This window comes from Acutalibacter intestini, from assembly GCF_034334985.1.
Taxonomy (GTDB): domain Bacteria; phylum Bacillota; class Clostridia; order Oscillospirales; family Acutalibacteraceae; genus Acutalibacter; species Acutalibacter intestini.
Genome location: NZ_JAWXXL010000006.1, coordinates 23,526 through 44,269, shown reverse-complemented (window position 1 = coordinate 44,269; position 20,744 = coordinate 23,526). Strand labels below are relative to the sequence as shown.

The 20,744-nt window shown below is 57.1% G+C and carries 19 protein-coding genes; 3 read left to right on the top strand and 16 right to left on the bottom strand.

Annotated elements, in window-relative coordinates; all coding sequences use genetic code 11:
* Window positions 1-34 precede the first annotated feature (34 nt).
* Genes U8U68_RS06660 through U8U68_RS06650 form a run of 3 tightly spaced genes read right to left on the bottom strand, consistent with a single transcriptional unit; the run spans window position 35 to window position 1,711 of the window.
* Window positions 35-547: an SLOG family protein gene (locus U8U68_RS06660; protein ID WP_322200055.1), complete on the bottom strand. Its 513-nt coding sequence runs from the start codon at window positions 545-547 to the stop codon at window positions 35-37.
* Window positions 548-599: 52 nt separating this feature from the next.
* Window positions 600-1,124 carry a spore maturation protein gene (locus tag U8U68_RS06655; protein ID WP_322200054.1) on the bottom strand — a complete coding sequence of 175 codons (525 nt, stop codon included), beginning with the start codon at window positions 1,122-1,124 and terminating at the stop codon, window positions 600-602.
* Window positions 1,112-1,711 carry a nucleoside recognition domain-containing protein gene (locus U8U68_RS06650; RefSeq protein WP_322200053.1) on the bottom strand — a complete coding sequence of 200 codons (600 nt, stop codon included), beginning with the start codon at window positions 1,709-1,711 and terminating at the stop codon, window positions 1,112-1,114. Before U8U68_RS06650 ends, U8U68_RS06655 begins: the two co-directional genes overlap by 13 nt.
* 142 nt (window positions 1,712-1,853) lie before the next feature.
* Here U8U68_RS06650 and U8U68_RS06645 point away from each other — a divergent pair, with 142 nt between their 5' ends.
* Window positions 1,854-3,230 carry a Sapep family Mn(2+)-dependent dipeptidase gene (locus U8U68_RS06645; RefSeq protein WP_322200052.1) on the top strand — a complete coding sequence of 459 codons (1,377 nt, stop codon included), beginning with the start codon at window positions 1,854-1,856 and terminating at the stop codon, window positions 3,228-3,230.
* A 97-nt stretch (window positions 3,231-3,327) separates the two neighbouring features.
* Here the strand turns inward: U8U68_RS06645 and U8U68_RS06640 are convergent, their stop codons facing one another.
* From U8U68_RS06640 to U8U68_RS06600, 9 genes are all read right to left on the bottom strand, one after another.
* A complete protein-coding gene (locus U8U68_RS06640) occupies window positions 3,328-4,161 on the bottom strand; it encodes a MurR/RpiR family transcriptional regulator (RefSeq protein ID WP_322200051.1) in 834 nt (277 codons plus the stop codon).
* Window positions 4,162-4,185: 24 nt separating this feature from the next.
* A complete protein-coding gene (locus tag U8U68_RS06635; RefSeq protein ID WP_322200050.1) occupies window positions 4,186-5,118 on the bottom strand; it encodes a BadF/BadG/BcrA/BcrD ATPase family protein in 933 nt (310 codons plus the stop codon).
* 7 nt (window positions 5,119-5,125) lie between these two features.
* Complete coding sequence (gene murQ, locus U8U68_RS06630; protein ID WP_322200049.1) at window positions 5,126-6,070, bottom strand: N-acetylmuramic acid 6-phosphate etherase; 945 nt, start codon at window positions 6,068-6,070, stop codon at window positions 5,126-5,128.
* Window positions 6,071-6,469: 399 nt separating this feature from the next.
* Window positions 6,470-6,856 (bottom strand): DUF2752 domain-containing protein, encoded by a 387-nt coding sequence (locus U8U68_RS06625; protein ID WP_322200048.1) that lies wholly within the window; start codon window positions 6,854-6,856, stop codon window positions 6,470-6,472.
* Window positions 6,853-7,689 (bottom strand): DegV family protein, encoded by an 837-nt coding sequence (locus tag U8U68_RS06620; protein ID WP_322200047.1) that lies wholly within the window; start codon window positions 7,687-7,689, stop codon window positions 6,853-6,855. Before U8U68_RS06620 ends, U8U68_RS06625 begins: the two co-directional genes overlap by 4 nt.
* Window positions 7,690-8,093: 404 nt before the next feature.
* Entirely contained in the window at window positions 8,094-9,113 is a 1,020-nt protein-coding gene (locus tag U8U68_RS06615) for a zinc-dependent alcohol dehydrogenase family protein (protein ID WP_322200046.1), read from the bottom strand.
* Window positions 9,114-9,459: 346 nt separating this feature from the next.
* Entirely contained in the window at window positions 9,460-10,215 is a 756-nt protein-coding gene (locus tag U8U68_RS06610) for a phosphotransferase family protein (RefSeq protein WP_322200045.1), read from the bottom strand.
* A 20-nt stretch (window positions 10,216-10,235) separates the two neighbouring features.
* Window positions 10,236-12,836: a bifunctional acetaldehyde-CoA/alcohol dehydrogenase gene (adhE, locus tag U8U68_RS06605; protein WP_322200044.1), complete on the bottom strand. Its 2,601-nt coding sequence runs from the start codon at window positions 12,834-12,836 to the stop codon at window positions 10,236-10,238.
* Between the two features lie 22 nt (window positions 12,837-12,858).
* Window positions 12,859-13,497: a redox-sensing transcriptional repressor Rex gene (locus U8U68_RS06600; RefSeq protein WP_322200043.1), complete on the bottom strand. Its 639-nt coding sequence runs from the start codon at window positions 13,495-13,497 to the stop codon at window positions 12,859-12,861.
* A gap of 263 nt (window positions 13,498-13,760) precedes the next feature.
* Here U8U68_RS06600 and murC point away from each other — a divergent pair, with 263 nt between their 5' ends.
* Together murC and U8U68_RS06590 are read left to right on the top strand one after the other, a co-directional pair.
* A complete protein-coding gene (gene murC / locus U8U68_RS06595; RefSeq protein WP_322200042.1) occupies window positions 13,761-15,143 on the top strand; it encodes a UDP-N-acetylmuramate--L-alanine ligase in 1,383 nt (460 codons plus the stop codon).
* Between the two features lie 56 nt (window positions 15,144-15,199).
* Complete coding sequence (locus U8U68_RS06590; RefSeq protein WP_322200041.1) at window positions 15,200-15,976, top strand: Cof-type HAD-IIB family hydrolase; 777 nt, start codon at window positions 15,200-15,202, stop codon at window positions 15,974-15,976.
* Here the strand turns inward: U8U68_RS06590 and U8U68_RS06585 are convergent.
* The 4 genes from U8U68_RS06585 to U8U68_RS06570 form a co-directional block, all read right to left on the bottom strand.
* A complete protein-coding gene (locus U8U68_RS06585) occupies window positions 15,910-16,170 on the bottom strand; it encodes an AraC family transcriptional regulator (RefSeq protein WP_322200040.1) in 261 nt (86 codons plus the stop codon). The genes U8U68_RS06590 and U8U68_RS06585 overlap by 67 nt on opposite strands.
* Window positions 16,171-16,309: 139 nt before the next feature.
* Window positions 16,310-17,734 (bottom strand): 4Fe-4S dicluster domain-containing protein, encoded by a 1,425-nt coding sequence (locus U8U68_RS06580; protein WP_322200201.1) that lies wholly within the window; start codon window positions 17,732-17,734, stop codon window positions 16,310-16,312.
* A gap of 143 nt (window positions 17,735-17,877) precedes the next feature.
* The gene (locus tag U8U68_RS06575; protein ID WP_322200039.1) at window positions 17,878-19,050 is read right to left on the bottom strand and encodes a SpoIIE family protein phosphatase; all 1,173 of its coding nucleotides are present in this window, start codon (window positions 19,048-19,050) and stop codon (window positions 17,878-17,880) included.
* On the bottom strand, window positions 19,043-20,713 hold the full coding sequence (locus tag U8U68_RS06570; protein WP_322200038.1) for a [Fe-Fe] hydrogenase large subunit C-terminal domain-containing protein: 1,671 nt from the start codon (window positions 20,711-20,713) through the stop codon (window positions 19,043-19,045). Before U8U68_RS06570 ends, U8U68_RS06575 begins: the two co-directional genes overlap by 8 nt.
* Window positions 20,714-20,744 lie beyond the last annotated feature (31 nt).

The following is a 20,744-nucleotide window of genomic DNA, read 5'->3' as shown; positions in this document are numbered from 1 at the left end:
CTACACTGTTGGGCACAGCCCCCCCGTATGGCTGCTACCGCATTTCCTCCGCCCCACTTTGATTTACCAGATAAATCAGCCGCACCCCCGCTTTCATCGCGTATTTCACGGTATATACCGTGCCGCCCCGGCCCCTCTTAGTGGTCAGGTAACATATACAGCGGCTACTGTTATCCACCATATACCGGTTCCGCCGCAGCAGGCAATCTTCCTCATAAAAATCACTTAAATAAATTGCCTCGTCCGCGGTACGCAGCAGCCCCTGATAGGTGGATATATTCTGCGGCGGCCAGCCGGCCTCCTGCCCCGGATAGGGCAAAGCCAGCACCAGCCGGAAAGGGTACGCGCCCTTATCCCGCATACGCACTACCTCCTGTGCCGCCATGGTATCAAATCCCAGGGCTCCCCCCGCAATGAACGTATCAACCCCCTCTTGATACAGCTCTGTCATCCTTTCCCGCAGCTGGCGGCGAATCCAAAGCCCCTCCAACTCCGGAACCCGCCTGTGGCCGGTAAAGCAGCAGCACTTCTCTCGAATCAGTTTCATGTTCTCCCCCCCATTCTATCCAGGGGAATCATAACACAAAACGGAAGGAATGTCAAAATGCGCCAAAAAAATTCACGGTCAAAACCGAGAGCACCACAGCCACCATATCCCCCAATAAAGCGGCCGGTACTGTATAACGCAGCTTTTTGCACTGGCAGGCTCCAAAATATACTGTAATAGCATAAAAGGTCGTCTCGGTGGAGGAGGCCAGCACAGAGGCAACGCGCCCCGTCTGGCTGTCTGGGCCAAACCGTTGGAGAAGGGAAAGGGTATAGGCCGAGGCCCCGCTGCCGGAAACAGGCCGCAAAACCGCCAGCGGCGCAATCTCCGGAGAGATACCCGCCGCTTTTGCCAAAGGTTCCGCCACACCACAAAGCAGATCCAGCAGGCCAGAGGCCCGCACCATATTTACGGCCACAATTAAGCCGATCAAGGTGGGCAAAATACGCAGCGAGGTGCCGATTCCCTCTTTTGCGCCGGTCAAAAAGGCGTCGAACACCTCCACCCCCCGGAAAAAGCCGAACATCAAAATAATTCCCAAAATTACCGGCAGCGCCGCCGCGCCTATCGCTTCCATCCGCCCACCTCCTTTCCCCACCGGGCCTCCGCTATTTTGCAGAACGCTACCGCCGCCCCCAGAGAAGCCAAGGACGTGACCCATATTTCCGGCAAAATGCCAAAGGGCGCGGCACTGCCGCAGGAGGCCCGCATAGCCGCCATATTGATGGGCAGAATTTGCAGGGAAGCTGTGTTGATCACTACAAAGAGGATCATCCCCCGGGTGGGCAGCGCATCCGGGCTCCGCTCCGCCATTGCCTTCATCGCCGAAAGCCCCAAGGGCGTGGCGGCATTGCCCAGGCCCAGTAGGTTGGCCGAAAGGTTCATGCAGATCTTTCCCTTTAGCTCCGGGTCATCCTTATAATCGGGAAACAACCGGTCAATGATCGGGGAAAAACCTTTTGCCAGCAGTTGGGTTAGGCCGCTTTCCTCCGCAATGCGCAAAAAGCCCAGCCAGGCACACAGGCTGCCCAGCAGAAAGATGGAGAGCTCCACCGCGTCGGAAGCTCCTTCCATAACAGCAGAGGAGAGCTCCCCCAGCCTTCCATTTACCGCCGCGCACACCACACTAAGCGCGATCATGCCGAACCAGATAGAATTGATCATGGGAACCTCCTTAAAGGGCCAGGGGCGTCTGCTACCCAAATCCGTGAAACTAGAAAGTACTCCGCCAAAATTCCTATTGACTTTGCGGCAAAAAAAGCTTATGGTATTCCATGTACATCATAAAGAAGAAAGGACAACGTATATGTTTGGAGAAAAAATTCTGAATTATTGGGACGACATTCTCAACGACCTGGGAAAAATGGTGGCCATTCCTTCCGTAGCCGTGCCCTCGAAAACCGGCCTGCCCTTTGGCGAGCCCTGCGCCAAGGCCCTTGATACTGTGGTGGAAATGGCCAGAGGCTATGGGCTTACCGCGAAAAATGTGGATTACTACGCTGCTCACGCCGAGTACGGCCAGGGCCAGGGCAATGCCGTGGTGATGGCCCACCTGGACGTGGTGCCTGCCGGAGAAGGCTGGAGCACCGACCCCTTTACCATGGTGATCAAGGATGGAAAAGCCTATGGCCGCGGCGTAACCGACAACAAAGGCGCGGCCATTGTGGCGCTGCACTGTCTGCGGGCCCTAAAAGACGCTGGAGTAAAGGGCAACCGCAAGCTGCGGGTGATTTTTGGCTCAGGCGAAGAGGTGGGCATGGCGGACATGGGCCACTATTTTTCGAAGGAGCAGCTGCCCGATATGGGCTTTACGCCGGACTCCTCCTACGGCATCTGCCACTGCGAAAAGGGAATTATCAACCTGCGCGTAGAAGGCGCCAACGACTCCCCGCTGATTAAGTCCTTTTCCGCTGGAACCGTGGCCAACGCCGTACCCGCCAAAGCCCAGTGCCAAATTGTCTGCACAGAGGAAGAACTGACCGGGCTGAAAAACGCTGCCGCAGACCATGAGGCTCTATTTGAGTTCACCCGCACGGCGGACGGGGCCTCTATTCTGGCCAAAGGGCGGGCCGCCCATGCCTCTACCCCCGCCGCCGGCTTAAACGCCGCCTCCTGTTTAGTGGACCTGCTGGCAAAAGCTTTCGGTGTGGAGCGCTTGGGTGGCTTCTTCCGGTTTGTGCAGGAAAAGATCGGCCTCTGTTCAGACGGAAGCAAGATAGGGGTTGCCCTTCGGGACGAGCCCAGCGGCCCGCTGACCTTTAATCTCGGGTTGCTTAGCGCCGGCAAAGACCAGTGCAGCCTAACTGTGGACATCCGTTATCCCGCCACCAAAGACGGCGGCCAGATCTCTGGGACAATCGAAAAAGCCGCCCAGCAGGCTGGACTAAGCTATACCCTGCTCTCTGACGCGAAGCCTTTGTATCTGCCAAAAGAGAGCCCCCTGATTACCCTGTTGTCTGGGGCCTACCGGGACATTGCCGGGGAAGAATGTAGTATCTTCTCCATGGGCGGCGGCACCTACGCCCGAGAAATGCATGGCCGGGGCGTGGCCTTTGGCCCGGAGTTTGCCGACGACGAACCCAGCCATATTCATGACGTAAACGAGCAGCTGGATCTGCGCCGGTTTAAGCTTCACGCCCAAATTTGCCTGGAGGCCATGTATCGTATGTTTACGGCAGAGTAAGGGACCGCTGTGTCCAATTTATATGCTGTACGCCGGACAGTATATGCAAAAAAGCCCAGGGGAAGCGGTTTCCCTTGGGCTTTTTTCTTATGTTTTTTTACCGCACGGCCCGCACCACACGCCGGGTGCGTTCCAGATACGGAATGGTCTCCTGGTAGTGGCGGCTGACCACACAGGAAAAAAGAATATCGATCATGGTCATTTGGGCAATCCGAGAGCTCATGGCTCCGCTGCGGATGGCCATTTCTGGGGCGCTAAGCCCAAAGTGCACGTCCGCGTATTCTGCCAGGCTCACCCGGCCATAGCGGGTAATGGCAATGAGAAACGCCCCATTCCGCTTGGCCAGCTGGGCGGCTTGCAGCACCTCCCGGGTCTCCCCCGACCAGGATAAGGCAACAGCCACATCCGCCGGAGTCAGGGAGGCCGCGGAAGAAAGCTGCAAATGGGGGTCTGAATAAGCCGTTACCCGCTTATTAATGCGCATAAACTTCTGTTGGGCGTCCTGGGCTACCAGGTTAGAGGCCGCGATGGCGTACAGATCTACCCGCTGGGCGTGGAACAGCTTGTCCGCCGTCATTTCCACCAGATCCGGCTCCATCAGGGACAAAGTTTCTTCTATGGCCTGAATATTATGGTGGCATACCTTCTTAATAACGTTCTCCGCCCGGTCTCCCTCCCGTATATCCGTATAGCGGCTCTTTTCCACATTGGCGTTTTGGGCAATGGCCAGCTCGGTAACCAATTGGATGGAAAAATCCCGGTACCCCTTGCAGCCCAGCTTTTTGCAAAACCGCACGACCGCTGCTTGGCTAGAACCGCTTCTCCCCGCCAGTTCCTCCACCGAAATCCCCACCATGCTGTCTAAGTTTTCCAAAACATACTTAGCTACCTTCCGTTCAGAGACCGGAAGGTCTTCTAAAACTTGGTTCATTTTCAATACTACTCCTGCCACACATCAACACCTGCCTATGAAATTTTGCTCCCACGCCAGCGCGGCACAACCCCAGGCCGCGCAATACTGGGGAGAGGTCACGGTTATGTTGGGCCGTTTACGTTCCAACTCCTCCCGCACATGCGCTTTTAGGTTCGGCGAATTTTCCAAAAGCCCTCCTGCGCACACGCAGCGCACCGGGCTCTCGGGCTCCCACAGCTTTTCAGCCGCCACTATGGCCAGCTTTCTTAAAGACGCCGCCACCTCACGCATAATGCGAAGCGCTGTCCTGTCCCCTTTATTATAAGCTATATCGCACAAAAAAGCTAGACCAGCTACATCACTTTTTTGCTTTTTTCCGTAATAAAGCGCCTCTACCAGTTCATCCACCCCAGAAAGTTTCCAGTGTTCCAGCACCAGTTCTGTCAGCGCGGTAGGCTTGCCTCTGCCATCTGCTTGACAGGCTACGGCCTGTAAAATTTTTCGGGACATATCATAGCCGCTGCCCTCGTCTCCCATAATATGGCCCCAGCCCCCGGCGCGCCAGGTCTCGCCCGCCTCATTCCTTCCATAACAAATAGAGCCTGTGCCAGCCATCAATAGTAAGCCCACACCAGAATCCGCGCCGCCCCGCAATGCCCCCCGGGCGTCGGTAGTCACCAGCAGCGGAAAACCGGGCAATACCCCGTTTAATATCTCCTCCAGCTTTTTCTGGGCATTCCGGCGTCCCGCCCCGGCGGAACCCACGCATACGCCCCGGCACCCAGACCTGGGCAAGCCGGACTTGGCAAAAAAATTTTCTATCAGTACCAATAGGTTGTGCCGCACTACATCCTCTGGTAGAGAAGAAAGGCCCGTGCCCCCGCCAAAAGCTTCATACAGCAGTTCCATTCCGCGTCCCGCCGCTATCAGCCGTGTCTTGGTACCGCCGCCGTCGATCCCAATCACATACTCCATGTTTTCCTCACATCATTCCTGGCAGTTCCCGCCGCAGAAGCTCCTCCGCTCTAGAGCAGATCCAGTGCGCCTTGCGGACATTCGGCTCCTGTTCCAGCAGGGAAACGGCGGTGTCAATGCTGCATCCGCATAAGAGCATTAGCAGCGCGGACTTTAGCCCGCCGCCAGAAGCCCGCAAAGCCTCTTCTGCTTCCCAGCGGCTAACTCCCACCGCCTGCATAATAATACGTACAGACCGATCCCGAAGCTTTTTGTTACTGGCTGAAAGATCTACCATCAAATTTTGATAGGTTTTTCCCAGACGGACCATTACAGCAGTGGAAATCATATTCAGCACCATTTTGTCCGCCGTGCCGGCTTTCATACGGGTACTGCCCATAATGACCTCTGGCCCCACTACGGGCACAATGGCCACCTCTGCCGCGTCAATCACTGTTCCTGGGCGGGCGTTGCATAAAGCAACAGTGGCTGCCCCCCGCTGCCGGGCCCGCCGCACCGCTCCCAATACATATGGGGCGTTGCCGCTGGCTGTAATGCCCACTACCGTATCATTTTGGCCCACGTTTAGCCGGTCGACGTCCTGTGCTCCCAGGTCCTCGCTGTCCTCCGCCCCTTCAATAGGGATACGCAGGGCCCTGTCTCCCCCGGCAATAATGCCTACCACCATTTCTGGGTCTGTGCCAAAGGTGGGCGGGCACTCGGAGGCGTCTAGCACCCCCAGCCGGCCGCTGGTGCCTGCCCCGGCATAGATCAGCCGGCCGCCTTCCTGCATTCCCTCAACGATCATTTCCACCGCCTGGGCAATCTTGGGCAGTTCCTGCCCCACGGCAGGCGCTATCTTGCAGTCCTCAGAATGTATCATCCACAAAATCTCTTCCGTGCCGCAAAGGTCGATCTCTCTTGTTTTTGGGTTGATCCCCTCGGTTACCAACTGAGTATAATCCATCTTCATGTTCACTTCCCTTCCTTCAAAAAGTGAAAGCGCGGCGGAGTAGTTTCAAAGTTCTTTCGGATGGTGTCGCAAACATTTTCTATTATAGAATTATTGGGCTTCAGCGTCAATAGTTTTTTAGAGAATCATACCGTTAACCGTCGGTTTTTGTTCATGCAATCTATTTATTTTTATTTTGCGATTGGCTAAAATCTTAACTTAAGCTTATCATAGCACCTCTTGGAGCAGAATGCAAGGTATTTTTTAAAAATATTTTTCTATATATCAAATATTACTTGAAATTATTTTTCATTTAGATTCATAATGAGCAGCCACCGCATAATTTTTTCTAAATGCGATGGCTGCAATATCTTATGAATAAATTCAATTTTTAGAACACATATACCAGCGGTTTCCACTCTACGCTGGCAAGGGCGCCAGCCAGCCGAATCCCGGCAGGTTCCGCAGCAAGGTAAAGACTCCTGCCAAAACCAGTACGCCACATAGTACGGACCAAAACCAGCGGCTCCGGCACAGCGGGGGTTTCTCTTTTACATAGCGAACCGCCTCTACAAGAAGGTAGAGAGCTGTGGCCGGCAGAAAAATCAGCATAAAAATATTATTCCTTGCCGCCAGGGCCACTTTCCCCCCCAGCAGGGCCAAAAGCATCCGCTGGGTGCCGCAGCCAGCACAGTAGAAACCCGTGGCCTCAAAAATTACGCAGCCAGGCCGCAGCAGCAGAACGGCCCCCAGAGCCAGCCCCAAAACCAGCAGCCCCCCTGCCGCTTTAAAAACACGGCGGGTCATTTACGAATGTACGCCAGCCCACAGGCTCCTGGGCCAGTATGGGTCCCCACAATACTGCCAATGTCCAGCTTGTGGATTTCCCGCTTTTTCAGCTCGGCGCTCATGTACTCTATAAAGTCATCCCGGGTCTTTGGTACCGCCGCATGGCCTATGGTTACCGAGAAGTCGGAAGAAATGGGCTCCTTCTCCACCATATCCTTCATAAACTTAAACGCCGCCTTCTTGCCTCTGGCCTTGCCCACTACCTCCACCAGGCCGTCCTGCAAGGTAATAATAGGGCAAATACCCAAAATACTGGCCACCAGGGCGCTGGTAGCGGAAAGCCGACCACCCATCTTTAGGTACTTCAGGTCATCAATCAGGGCCCAAAGCCGCACCCGGGGCACCAGGCCCAGGACCTCTTCGGCTATTTCCCCGGCAGAAAGCCCCCGGGCCCGCATTTTCGCGGCCTCTTCTACCAGTAGACCCAGGGCAAAGGTTACGTTTAGGGTATCGGGCAGATAGATGTTTTCTGCCCCCACCAGCTCCTTGGCAATGCGGGCGGACTGTAGGGTGCCGCTCATGCGGGAGGAAATAAACAGGCAGACCACCTGGTCGCCGCTATCCTTATATTCCTGGAACTTCTTCTCGAAAAACGCCGGGGTAATCTGGGCGGTTTTGGGCAGTTCAGAGGCCGCCGCCAGCTTTTCGTAAAACTCCTCATTGGATATGTCCACATGAGCGCGGTAGCTCTCTTCCCCGAAGTTCACTGTAATGGGCAGCATTTCCACCCCCAGCTCTTCACAGCGGGCGGGGCTAAGGTCGCAGGAACTGTCTGTCAGAATCTTTACCATAGTCTACTTTCCTTTCCACCTGGTTTCTATACGCTGTATTATACACGAAAATCCCGCCGGGGTCAACCTCCCGACGGGATTTGGGGTTACACATATTACGCCCAGCCTCTGGCGGCGCGGCGTTCCCTTTGGCAGCTCTTGAACTCTGCTTCTTGTTCCCTGCCGCTTTTGAAAAAGACAGGGTGGGCCGGTTACGAAGCGTAGCCCCGTAACGCGTTGGTTCGCTTAGCCGAGGCGGGAAAGCTCCCTAGTGGGCGCACTTTCTGCCCCGACCGAGCCCAGCCGATTTCATCGGCGGAGGAGACCAGCGGAGGCGGCAAACCTTTTACTCCGCCACACAAAGGGCAGCCTCCAGAAATTGTCCTGAAAACGGTTGGCCATGTGGGCTACATTCGCCTTTTTTACTACCCGGCTTCCTGACAACTGACTACCACCTTGATGGAGTCCGCCGAGGTCTGCTGGGCAATGGCCTGGGGCAGCTGGTCCAAGGAATAGGTATGGGTGATGATGGAGTCAAAGCGCACCTTGCCGCTGTTGATCAGTGCCACGGCCCGGGCATGGGTATCTGGATTCACGAAGGAACCCTTAATGGTCAGCTCCTTCTTATAGACGTCAAAGAGCTTTACCGGAAACTCGGCCTCTGGCTTGGGCACGCTGAACAACACAATGGTCGCGCCCTTATTGGCATAGGCAAAGGCGCTGGCCACCGCCGGGTTGTTGCCCACGCACTCAATGACCACGTCGGCGGTACCCTCCGCCTTGCGGCGCTGCTCTTCCTGGGTGGGGTCAATGGCCAGGTCCGCGCCCAGCTCCAGAGCCACTTGACGGCGAGCCTGATTCGGCTCGCTAAGAATCAGCTTGGCCGCGCCGGAAAGCTTGGCCAGCTGGAGCATCATCAGACCAATGGCCCCGCCCCCCACAACGCACACCGTCTGTCCCGGCTGGATGGCCGCCAGATCCATGCCGTGGAGGCAGCAGGCCAGGGGCTCGGCCATAGCGCCGGCCTTAAAGTCCACCGCCGGATTCAGCCGGAAGGCCTGGGCCGCTGGCGCCAGGCTGTACTGGGCAAAGCCGCCGTCCCGGGTAACGCCTACCGCCTGCATGGAGGGACATAGCTGCTTTTTGCCGCCGCGGCAGTACTCGCACTGACCGCAGTAGATGTTTGGGTCAATGGTTACGTGGTCCCCCACTGCCAAGGCCTCTACCCCGGGTCCCAGCTCTTCTACCACGCCGGAATACTCATGGCCCAGCACCACCGGCGGGGTCACGTCGGCAGACCCCGGCTCTCCACGGGAGATGTGCACGTCGGTGCCGCAAATGCCGCAGAACATATTTCTCACCAGCACCTCACCGGGGCCGGGATGGGGCAGCTCTCCCTCACGCAATTCAAACTGGCCATTTCCCAAGAAATAATTGGCTTTCATAAAATCACATCCATTCCAATTCTATGTATATCGGAAAGAAGGGGAAGCCCACAAACGGACCTCCCCCTTTCCAAAATGAATATTCACCAAATCGCAATCTTTTCGATAAAGAACCGCGCATCGCACTCCCACGGAAGCACCCCAAAAACGCGTTAGCTCACCGAAGGGTTTCCACTCCCACAGCGCGTAGCTTTGCGCGCCCCCGCGAAAAGGACGCGGCGTCCACGCTGCCGCGCTGGCTCAACTTACGGTTTCCACCGGCAAGTGAGCCGGAGCGAACGCCCCCGCGACTAATGATGCAACGCTTGCGTTGCCCCCGCGACGAATGGTCCAGCGCTTGCGCTGGTTATTCGTATTCTACCACGTTGACCCAGCCCATGAGGAACTCTTTCTCCTCGGGCTTGCCCTTTACAGACTGGGAAGCCGCTACAATGGGCAGCCACTTCTGCACATACTGCTTGGCGGTATCGGTCTTTTTGCAGAAGAGCTCCAGGTACTTCTCCGCGCCGTCCATGTCTCCGTTGAGCCAGAACAGCAGATAGGTGCGGGCCACGTCCGCGCTGGCGTTGCCCTGGGTAGCATGGGCCCAGTCCAGAACCGCGTAGCCGCCGTCAGGCTTAATAATCACGTTGCTGGGGTTAAAGTCGCCGTGGCACAGCTTGCGGTGCTTGGGCAGGCTGTCCAGCCGGGCGTCCAGCTCATACCGGGTGGTGGCGTCCAGGCCGGTCTGGGCAATCTTCCGGCGCATCTTGTCATAATGCAGGTTCAGCATGGGGGCGGTCTTGGTGTGCAGCTCAATCTGGATCTCCACCAGGCGCTCCAGGTACTCCTGCTTCTTCTCCGGGTTTTCCTTCATCAGCTGGTCCAGGGTTTTGCCCTCAATATAGTCTGTGACAATGGCCCACTTGCCGTCTACCATCTCTACGGCCTGCACATGGGGCATAGAGATGCCGGTCTCTTCCACGCGGGCAATGTTTAGGGCCTCGTTCAAAATATCAGCCTTCGAATAACCCTCGTCAAAAACCTTGATTACCTTGTCGTCTTCCCGATAAACGGTTTTGGAGGTACGTGCCGCTATAATTCTTGCATTTTCCAAAGTCATTGTGAATGCCCCTTCCTAAATTATTTGCCGTAATAGCACTTCAGATAAATCTCTTTGATCTCGCTCATCAGCGGATAACGGGGGTTGGCGCCTGTGCACTGGTCGTTAAAGGCGTTTTCCACCATCTCGTCCAGGGTATCCAGGAAGTACTTCTCATCTACGCCGTAATCTTTGATGGTCTTTTTAATGCCAATCTTCTCCTTCAGCTCCTCCAGGGCGGCAATCAGGCTCTCCAGCAGCTCGTCGTCGTTATTGCCGGGCAGGCCGCAGGCCCGGGCAATCTCCGCGTAGCGGGCCTTGGCATGGGGATACTGGTACTGGGAGAAGGTGCCCATCTTGGTGGGGACCTCGGCGGCGTTATAGCGGATGACGTCGGTCAAAATTACCGCGTTGGCCACGCCGTGGGGCAGGTGGTGGTAGGCGCCCAGCTTGTGGGCCATAGAGTGGTTCAAGCCCAGGAAAGCGTTGGCAAAAGCCATACCGGCAATGCAGCTGGCCTCGCCCATCTTCTCACGGGCAATGGGGTCGTTGGCCCCGTTCTCATAAGCGGAGGGCAGGTACTGGAACACCGCCTTGATAGCCTGTAGGGCCAGACCGTCGGTAAACTGGGAGGCCATAATGGACACGTAGGCCTCAATAGCGTGGGTCATGGCGTCAATACCAGAGGCGCTGGTCAGGCCCTTGGGCTGGCTCATCATGTTGTCCACGTCCACAATGGCCATGGTGGGCAGCAGCTCGTAGTCCGCCAGAGGCCACTTGGTGCCGGTCTTTTCGTCGGTGATAATGGCGAAGGGGGTCACCTCGGAACCCGTGCCGGAAGAGGTGGGAATGGCCACCATCATGGCCTTCTGGCCCATCTTGGGGAACTTGTAAATACGCTTGCGGATGTCCATAAAGTCCATGCTCATGGACTGGAAGTCCGCGTCCGGATGCTCGTACAGCACCCACATGATCTTGGCCGCGTCCATGGGAGAACCGCCGCCCAGGGCAATGATCACGTCGGGCTCAAAGCTGCGCAGCTGCTTCACGCCTTCATGGGCGCAGGCCAGGGTGGGGTCGGGGGCCACGTCGCCGAAAATCGCGTACTGAATGCCCAGCTCATCCAGTTTATCGGTAAGGGGCTTGGTGTAGCCGTTTTTGTATAGGAAGGAGTCGGTAACAATAAAGGCCTTCTTCTTATTGTACTCGGTTTTCAGCTCTTCCAGGGCCACGGGCATGCAGCCCTTTTTGAAATATACCTTCTCAGGCACACGGAACCACAGCATGTTTTCTCTCCTCTCGGCCACGGTCTTTATATTGATAAGATGCTTGACGCCCACGTTCTCGGAAACGGAGTTTCCACCCCAAGAGCCGCAGCCCAGGGTCAGCGAGGGGGCCAGCTTGAAGTTGTACAGGTCGCCAATGCCGCCGAAAGAGGAGGGGGTGTTTACCAGGATGCGGCAGGTTTTCATGGCCAGCTGATGCTGCAAGAGCTTTTCCTTCTGGGCCGGATGGATATACAAAGAAGCGGTGTGGCCGTAGCCGCCGTCCTCAATGAGGCGCTCCGCTTTCTGGATAGCGTCCTCAAAGTTCTTGGCACGGTACATGGCCAGCACAGGAGACAGCTTCTCGTGGGCAAACTCTTCGGAAAGCTCCACGCTCTCTACCTCGCCGATGAGGATCTTGGTGGTCTCGGGCACCGTAACCCCGGCCAGCTGGGCAATCTTAAAGGCGGACTGGCCCACAATCTTGGCGTTCAAAGCGCCGTTAATAATAATGGTCTTGCGCACCTTGTTCAGCTCGGACTTAGAGAGAATATGGCAGCCGCGCTTGACAAACTCGGCCTTTACCGCGTCGTACAGGGGATCTAGGGTAATAACGGACTGCTCGGAGGCGCAGATCATGCCGTTGTCAAAGGTCTTGGAGTGGATAATGGAGTTCACGGCCAGAATGGGGTCCGCGGTCTCGTCAATAATAGCGGGCACGTTGCCTGCGCCCACGCCCAAAGCCGGGGTGCCGGAAGAATAAGCGGACTTTACCATGCCGGGGCCGCCGGTGGCCAGGATGATGTCCGCCTCGGCCATAACCAGGTTGGTCAGCTCCAAAGAGGGGGCGTCGATCCAGCCAAACAGGCCCGCGGGCGCGCCGGCCTTTACGGCGGCGTCCAGCACAACCTTGGCCGCGGCAATGGTGCACTTCTTTGCCCGGGGATGAGGACTGATAATAATGCCGTTGCGGGTCTTTAGGGCCAGCAGGGTCTTAAAGATAGCGGTAGAGGTGGGGTTTGTGGTGGGGATAACGGCGGCGATTACGCCGATAGGCTCGGCAATTTTCCGAATGCCAAAGGCCGCGTCCTCTTCAATCACCCCGCAGGTTTTGGTATTCTTATAGGTGTTATAGATATACTCGGCGGCATAGTGGTTCTTAATAACCTTGTCCTCCACAACGCCCATGCCGGTCTCTTCCACGGCCTGTCTGGCCAGGGGAATACGCTGCAAGTTCGCGGCCATTGCCGCCGCGCGGAAAATCTCGTCCACCTGCTGCTGGGTGTAGGTGGCGTAAACTTTCTGCGCCTCGCGCACACGGGCCAGCATTTTTTCAAAGGTTTCCACGTTTTCCACGATCTCATAATTTGTTTCCATGAAATTGCCCATCCTTTGCTGTTTATTTTGTGCTGAATCGTTCTCTCAGGTGGTTGGAAAGGAGCGCCAGCGATACCGCCATATTCTCGTTTTGCACCAGTATGCCTTCCGGCACGTTCAGGTGGGCGTTGGCGAAATTCCACACCGCCAAAATGCCGCTTTCTATCAGCTGGTCGCACACCTGCTGGGCGTGCTCCCCCGGCACCGTGATAATACCGATGTGCACCCCCACCCTGTGGCAGAGGCCGGGCATTCGTTCCATTGGCAAAATCTTTTTCCCGGCCACCTCTGTGTCCGCAAGCCTGGGGTCCGCGTCAAAACCCGCCAGAATGTTCAGCCCGTACTGGGGGAAGCCGCTGTATGAGAGCAGCGCCTGGCCCAGCTTTCCCGCGCCCACCAAAATGGCGTCTTGGGTATTGTCATAGCCCAAAAAGCGTTCCAGCTCGCCAATCAGCTCCGCGCGGACATAGCCCACCTTTGGCCTGCCCAGGCTGCTTACCGCCGCCAGGTCCTTGCGCACCACCACGTCGTTGATGCCCAAAGCCTCGGCAATGTTTGTGGCGGACACATGCTTGCCCAGGGTCTTGGAGGCCCCTTTGAGAAAATTCAGGTATGCCGGCAGCCTTTGCAGGGTCTGTTTGGAAACACACCGGTCTGGCATTTTTTATCACCTCTTTTCTGGCCTTATCCTCTTACTACATATAATATAGCACATTTCAGCGGAAAAGGGAAGAGGCAAAAATGTATATCGATATTAAAATACCGATTATAATTTGTGCATATTTACGGGATACCGCCCAAAACCTGACAACGGGAACTTTGCCGTGTCAGGCCTCTCTCCAAAGTTTTTTCAGAAAGCCCTTTATTTTGCGCCTGTTATGCAATATAATATAGGTATTACTGTCTTTTGAAAGGGAGTTCGCTATGCAAAGCAATCCGAATTTTTTAGATACTGTCCACCGCCTTCACTTTGTAGGCATTGGCGGCTCGGGCATGTGCCCTATGGCAGAAATTCTGCTGCACAAGGGCTACGCCATTACTGGCTCGGACCAAAACGAGTCCGACACCCTGGACCGCATAAAAAGCTATGGCATCCCGGTGTATATGGGCCACCGCCCAGAAAATATCGGCGACGCCCAGGCCGTGGTTTACACCGCTGCCTGTAAGCCCGACAATCCCGAGCTGGCAGCCGCCCGGGAAAAGGGCGTTCCCACTTTAGAGCGCGCCGCTGTTTTAGGAATGCTCACGGACCAATACCCCCAGCTGGTGGCTGTTTCCGGCACCCACGGCAAAACCACCACTACCGCCATGCTCACCCAAATTCTGGTGGAGGCCGGCGCGGACCCCAGCGCCATTATCGGCGGAAAACTTCCTCTCATCGGCAGCAACGGCCGGGCTGGACACAGCGGCACCATGGTCTGCGAAGCCTGCGAGTATGTGGACACCTTTTTACTGCTGCACCCCGCCGTATCCCTTATTTTAAATATTGAGGCCGACCACCTGGACTATTTTAAAAACATTGATAATATTGTCAAGTCCTTTACCCAGTTTGCCAGCCAGACCAGCGGGCGGCTGGTGGTCAACGGCGGAGACCCCCGGGCCATGGCGGCGGTGTCCGGGCAGAGGGACAAGGAGGTTGTCACCTTTGGCATGGACCCCTCCTGTGATTATTACCCCACCCAGCTCAACGAAGAGCCCACCGCCTGCGAGGACTTCACCTTAACGCACCAGGGAGCCCCCCTGGGCCGGGTAAACCTTTCGGTGCCCGGCAAGCACAACCTGCTAAACGCCCTGGCCGCCGCCGCCGCCGCCCATTCTCTGGGGATCAGCCCAGAGAGCATTTGCCGCTCTCTTCAGGCTTTTACCGGCGTGCACAGGCGCTTTGAAATGCTGGGCAAGTTCGGCGGCGTTACCGTGGCCGACGACTTCGCCCACCACCCTACCGAGCTGAGGGCCGTGCTCTCCTCTGCCATGAAAATGGGCTACCGGCAGGTCTGGGCCGTGTTCCAGCCCCACACCTTTTCCCGCACCTACACCTTTTTGGACGGCTTCGCCCAGGCCCTGTCCATCCCCGACCATTTGGTGATGACCGAGATTTTGGCGGTGCGGGAGGAAAACACCTACAACATCCACACCAGCGACCTGGCGGCAAAAGTGCCCGGCAGCCGCTGGTTCCAGAGCTTCGACGAAATTGCCGACTATGTAATGGACCACGCCCAGCCCGGGGACCTGATCTTGACACTGGGCGGGGGCGACATCTATAAATGCGCTAACCTGATGGTGGAGCGGTATCGCAAACGCAGTTAAAAACTGGAAAAACCGCCTTTCAGGTAGGGCGGCAACGTAAAAAAGGGAATGATTTTGTGATAAAAGCGGTTTTTTTCGATATCGACGGCACCCTGCTGGACCACGGCCACGGCGGCGTAATGCCTGCCTCCACCCAGCAGAGCCTTTTCCGGCTGCGGGAAAAGGGCGTGAAATTATTGGTAGCAACCGGGCGTTTCCCAGCCATGGTCACTTTTATGGAGGAGCACTTCCCCTTTGACGGCTTTGTTACCATGAACGGCCAGCTGGTCTTTCTGCGGGACGGAACGGTGATCCACCGGCTGGCCCATGATCCGGGGGATATCCGCCAGCTGGTGGATATCTCCCGCCGGGAGGGGTTTCCCAGCCTGATTATTGAAGAAACGGAGTATTTCTACACCCTCCCCTCTCCCGCCATTGACGCGCACTTTCTGTTCGGGGGGCTGCCTGTTCCCCAGGCCGCCTATGACACAGCCCGGCTACAGGAGCACCCAGTACTGCAATTTCTCATCTATGCCCCCGAGGATTTGGCCCACCTGGCCCCCTTGCGGCATATTTACCCCACCAGCGCAGGCGGGAATGTCTATGATGTAATTCCCAAAACCGGCGGCAAAGAGGTCGGTATTGGGGCCGCGGCCAAGTACTTTGGCATAAGCCGGGAAGAGGTCATGGTGTTCGGCGACGGAGACAACGACCAGACCATGCTCCGCTGGGCGGGCGCCGGCGTGGCCATGGGCAACGGCACCCCGGCGGCCAAAGCCGCCGCGGACTACATAACCGCCCCGGTGGACCAGGACGGCATTGAGAAAGCCCTGGAGCATTTCGGACTAATATAATATGCGGCCCGGGCCAGCCTGCGGCCAGCCACGTAGCTCTTGATGGTGGTCCCCACCACCCGGTGGAACAGCGTGGAGCAATAATAGGGCGAGTACCCCACCTGCCGGGACATCTCCCCCAGCAGGGACTCGCTGGTCAAATGCGCCTCCAGCCAGTCGATCATCTTCTGCACCGTCTGGTTCCACTCCACCATTGGCTTTACCTCCACTGCCCAAAGGGATCTTTCGCATTTATCTTACCGCGTCCAGGGCCCAAAAATCTTGACCTCACTTGCAAAGCTGAAAAGGGCGGAGGGTTTTTGCCCCCGCCCTTTTGTTGCGCCGCGTTTTTGTTTAGATGTTGTAGATGGACACCGCGTCTCCAATGGTTTTTTCCATGGCCTCCCGGCCGTACTTATCCACCTCGGCCTTGTTCTTCTCGCCGTGGGTCAGGCAGCCCGCGCCGCCTATGCAGCCCCCCACACAGGCCATGCCCTCAATAAAGTTTCCGGCCAGGGCGTTCTTGCTCTTTTTCAGCAGGGCCAGGCGGCAGGCCTCTATGCCGTCGCAGGGCACGGCCTTTAGGTCGAACGCAATGCCCTGTTCCTTCATAGCCTGGGCCACCGCGTCGGACACGCCCCCGGACCGGGCGAAAATGCGCCCATAGTACGAGGCGTTGTCCAGCACGTCCTCGGGCAGGCTGGTAATATCCAGGTCCCGGCTGTCAAACAGGGCCTGAAGCTCCTCAAAGGTCAGCACCGTGTCAATCAGCGGGCGCACCCGCTCCTGGCGGGCCTCGGCCTTTTTGGCGGTGCAGGGGCCGATAAACACCACCTTGGCGGTGGGGTCGGTCTCCTTCAGGTACTTGGCCAGCCGGGCCATGGGCGACAGGTTGTGGGAGATATGCTCTTGCAGCTCGGGGAAAGCGGACTTGATGTATGCCACAAAGCCCGGGCAGCAGGAACTGGTCAAAAAGCCCTTTTCCGCCAGCTCCCGGGACTCCTCCATGGCCACCATGTCCGCGCCCAGGGCCGCCTCGATGACAGTGAAGAAGCCCAGCTCCTTCAGGCCGGTAATCACCTGGCCCAGGCTGGCGTAGGTAAACTGGCTGGAAATGGAGGGAGCCACCACCGCGTACACCTTGTACTGGGTGTTGTTCTCGCTCTTTTTCAGCATATCAATGACGTTGAGCATAAAGGACTTATCGGTTACCGCGCCAAAGGGGCACATATACACGCAGGCCCCGCACTGGATGCACTTGCTGTCGTCTATAGCCGCCGCGTTGTCCTCGTTGATGGTAATGGCCTTCACCTTGCAGGCCACCTGGCAGGGGCGCTTGCGGTCCACAATGGCGGAGTAAGGGCAGACCTTTGCGCACTGGCCGCACTCCACACACTTGGTCTTGTCAATGTGGGCCACATGGTTGTGGTCAAAGGAGATGGCGCCCCGCTTGCACACGTCCTCGCAGCGGTGGGCCAGGCACCCCCGGCAGGAGTCGGTGACCTCGTACCCGGCGGCGGGGCACTCGTCGCAGGCAATGTCAATGACCTCAATGATGTTGGGGTTGTCCGCGTGGCCGCCCATGGCCATTTTCACCCGCTCGGCCAAAATGGCCCTCTCTTTGTATACGCAGCAGCGCATGGTGGGCTCTTTGCCGGGGACGATGGTCTTGGGAATATCCATCATATTCTCCAGGATCTTATCCTCCCAGGCAAGCCGGGCGGTCTCCCGAAGAACCTTATATTTTAAGTACTGTACCTTGGTGTCAAAACGTCTCATCTGGTGTTTCTGGTGCATCTCATGCAGCTGATCCGGTGAAATCGATTGGCTCACTTTGGCTGTCTCCTTTCAGGGGGAAAAAATCAAACTTGCGCCCGTCTGCCAAAAGCCCCCGCGTATTTCATCGGGAACAAGTTTTTTCATTAAAAGTAGCTGACCTTCACCCGCTTGCCCATCTGCTTTAAGCAGCTGACCAGCTCGTCGGCCAAGCTCATTTTGATGCTGAAGGTAATGGGCAGGTCCGGGTTCTGGTGGGCGGGGTTAATGGCCCGGCCCACAAAGAAGTTGATGTCCGTGGCCTCCTCAAACAGCAGGCGGCTAATCATGGCCGCGCCGTCCCGCTTCATGCCCCAGTCCTCATACCGGTCGTTGTCCTTTAGGTAGTCCTTGGCGTATTCCAGCACCCGGGCCACGGTAATCACGCCCTCGGTCACCAGGTCCACGCCCTCTATCTCGGCGGTGGGCGGCAGGTCCGAGCCCTCAAAGTTCAGGCTGGGCTTCAGGGGCTTTCGCAGGAACTTGGAGGCAATGGTAGAGGTGGTGCCCCCGCAGATAATGTGCTTGCCCTCTTTGGAGAAGAACAGGCTCATCATCCGGTCGCAGTCGTCTCGGTTGGAAGGGGGGCCAAACAGCATGTTCATGGGCTCCCTCTTGCGGATGCGCACCACGCAGGAGGTCACGTCGTCCTTGGGCTGGCCGCCGTACAGCTTGTAGCACTCGTCCACCAGCATGGTAGAAAGGGTCTTGGCCGTATAGCCCGCCAGAATGATGGTCTCCATAAAGCTGGTGATGTCCTCCATGGACCAGCCGAAATTGTACTCAATGCCAATGCCCGCGTGGGGGCAGCCGTCGCTCATGGCAATAAAGGCGTCGTTCTCCCGCAGGGGGATGGTGGACTTAAAAATCTGCTTGCCCCCAATGTTCATCTCGGTCTTGGGATAGTCATAGTTCACCCCGTCCCGCAGAAGAATCACATGGGGGTTGTCGTACTGAATCAGCTCGGCGGTCTGGTTGTTCAGCAGGTGGATGATGGTAAAGGTGGAGTAGGCTACCCCGTGCTCGGAGCTTACCGGCAGGGTGGCCGCCACCGCGGAGACGCACTCCTCCAGGGGCAGGCCCGCGGCCATCATGGTGGAGATAATCTTCGAGGTCAGGGTGGAAAGAATGCTGGCCTTCACCCCGCTGCCCAGGCCGTCGGCCAAAACCACCACGGTGGAATCGTCGCTCTGCTCAATGACGTCCACATGGTCGCCGCAGAGCTGCTCGCCAAAATGGTTGATGCTCTTATAGCCGATATCGGCGCACAGGTCATTCATCGGTGATCGACTCCTTCAGCTTTGTCAGGGCGATCTTAGTCTCGGCGGCGGTCTCGCCCAGCAAAGAGGCAATGTCCTGCACAATGCGCATCTGCCTTTCCACCACCTTATCGGCCACCTCTACGGTCTGGCGGCTGATGTCCTCCTTTTTCACCCGGGCCTGCTCTTCGTCCGTGATGTCCCGCAGCAGGCCGATGAGAATGTGCAGGTCCCGGTCATAGACCACGCTCTGCTCTACATAACATTTATATTCCGCCAGGTACACCCGCTGGTCCCGCACGTCCCGCTTGGTGTTCAGTACGTTGAGGAACACCGTGGGGTCCAAAATGCGCACCACCGGCTCGCCCAGCACGTCGGAGGCGGAGCGGATGTTCATAATCTTCCGGGCGGCGGAGTTGATCTGCTGTACCTCCAGGTCCTCGTTGAGCACAATCAGGCCGTTGGGGGTATTGTTCACAATGGCGTCGGAGAAGCTCTCGGCCTTGTCCTTTAGGAAGGGCAGGCACATGCTGATCTCTGCCTTGCCCTGGCACACGGCCACGGCCTTTTCCCGGCAGGTATTGTACCCGCAAGAGCCGCAGTTTAGCTCTTGCGAGGGCTTGAACTTGCCCATCTGGCGCAGCACGGTGTTAATCTCCGCCTCGGTGGGCTGCTGGCTCTGCATCTCCAGGTAGGGGAAGCTCTTCTTCATGGACCGGGCCTCGGGCTGGCGCACCTCGAAGTCCCTCTCCCCCGCGTAGTTGGACACAGCCACATAGTCCCGCACCGGCGAGCGGTCCTCCATCACCGGCCCGCCTACGCAGCTGCCGGCGCAGATGGACATTTCGATAAAGCACTTGTGAATCTTCCCGTCAATAATGTCCCGCAGGGCTCCCATGCAGTTTTCCGCGCCGTCCAGGGCCAGATAAGCATAGCCCGGGGCGTCCAGAGACATGGTCTTAAGGATGCCCCCCGTGGTGGGGAAAAACCGGGCCCGGCTGCACTCTTCGTGGTCCAGCTCTTTCTCCAGCTTCACCCCCGCGGCCTCCAGCCATTGGGTCAGCTCCTCAAAGGTGAGCACGCAGTCCACCACGCCCTCGTAGCGGCCGGCCTCGTCCTTTTTGGCCACGCAGGGGCCAACGAATACGGTCTTTGCCCCGGGCACCCGGCGCTTAATGTCTTTGCAGTGGGCCATCATGGGGGAATCAATGTCCGCCAAAAATTCCAGGGCGGCGGGGAAGTGCTTTTGAATCAGCAGGTTGACAGAGTGGCAGCAGGAGCTAATCACCACGTCCCGGCCGTCCTCCTTCAGCATGCGTTCATACTCGCTCTTCACCATGGTGGCGCCCAGGGCGGTCTCTTCCACGTCCATAAAGCCCAGCTGCTTTAAGGCCTTTTTCATGGAGCCAATGCCCACCCCGGGGTAGTTTGCCACAAAAGAGGGCGCCAGGCTGACAATGACCGGCGCGCCGCTTTGCAGCAGCACCTTGGCCTTTTCGGTCTCGTCCACAATCTCCTTGGCGTTTTGGGGACAGACCACAAAGCACTGGCCGCACAAAATACACTCGTCGTGAATGATATGGGCCTGACTGCCTGAAAAGCGGATGGCCTTTACAGGACAATGGCGGATACATTTATAGCAGTTTTTACAGTTCGATTTCTTCAGCCGCAGAGATTCCGGCATTGGGGCAGTCTCCTTTCGCTATAAAACTGAA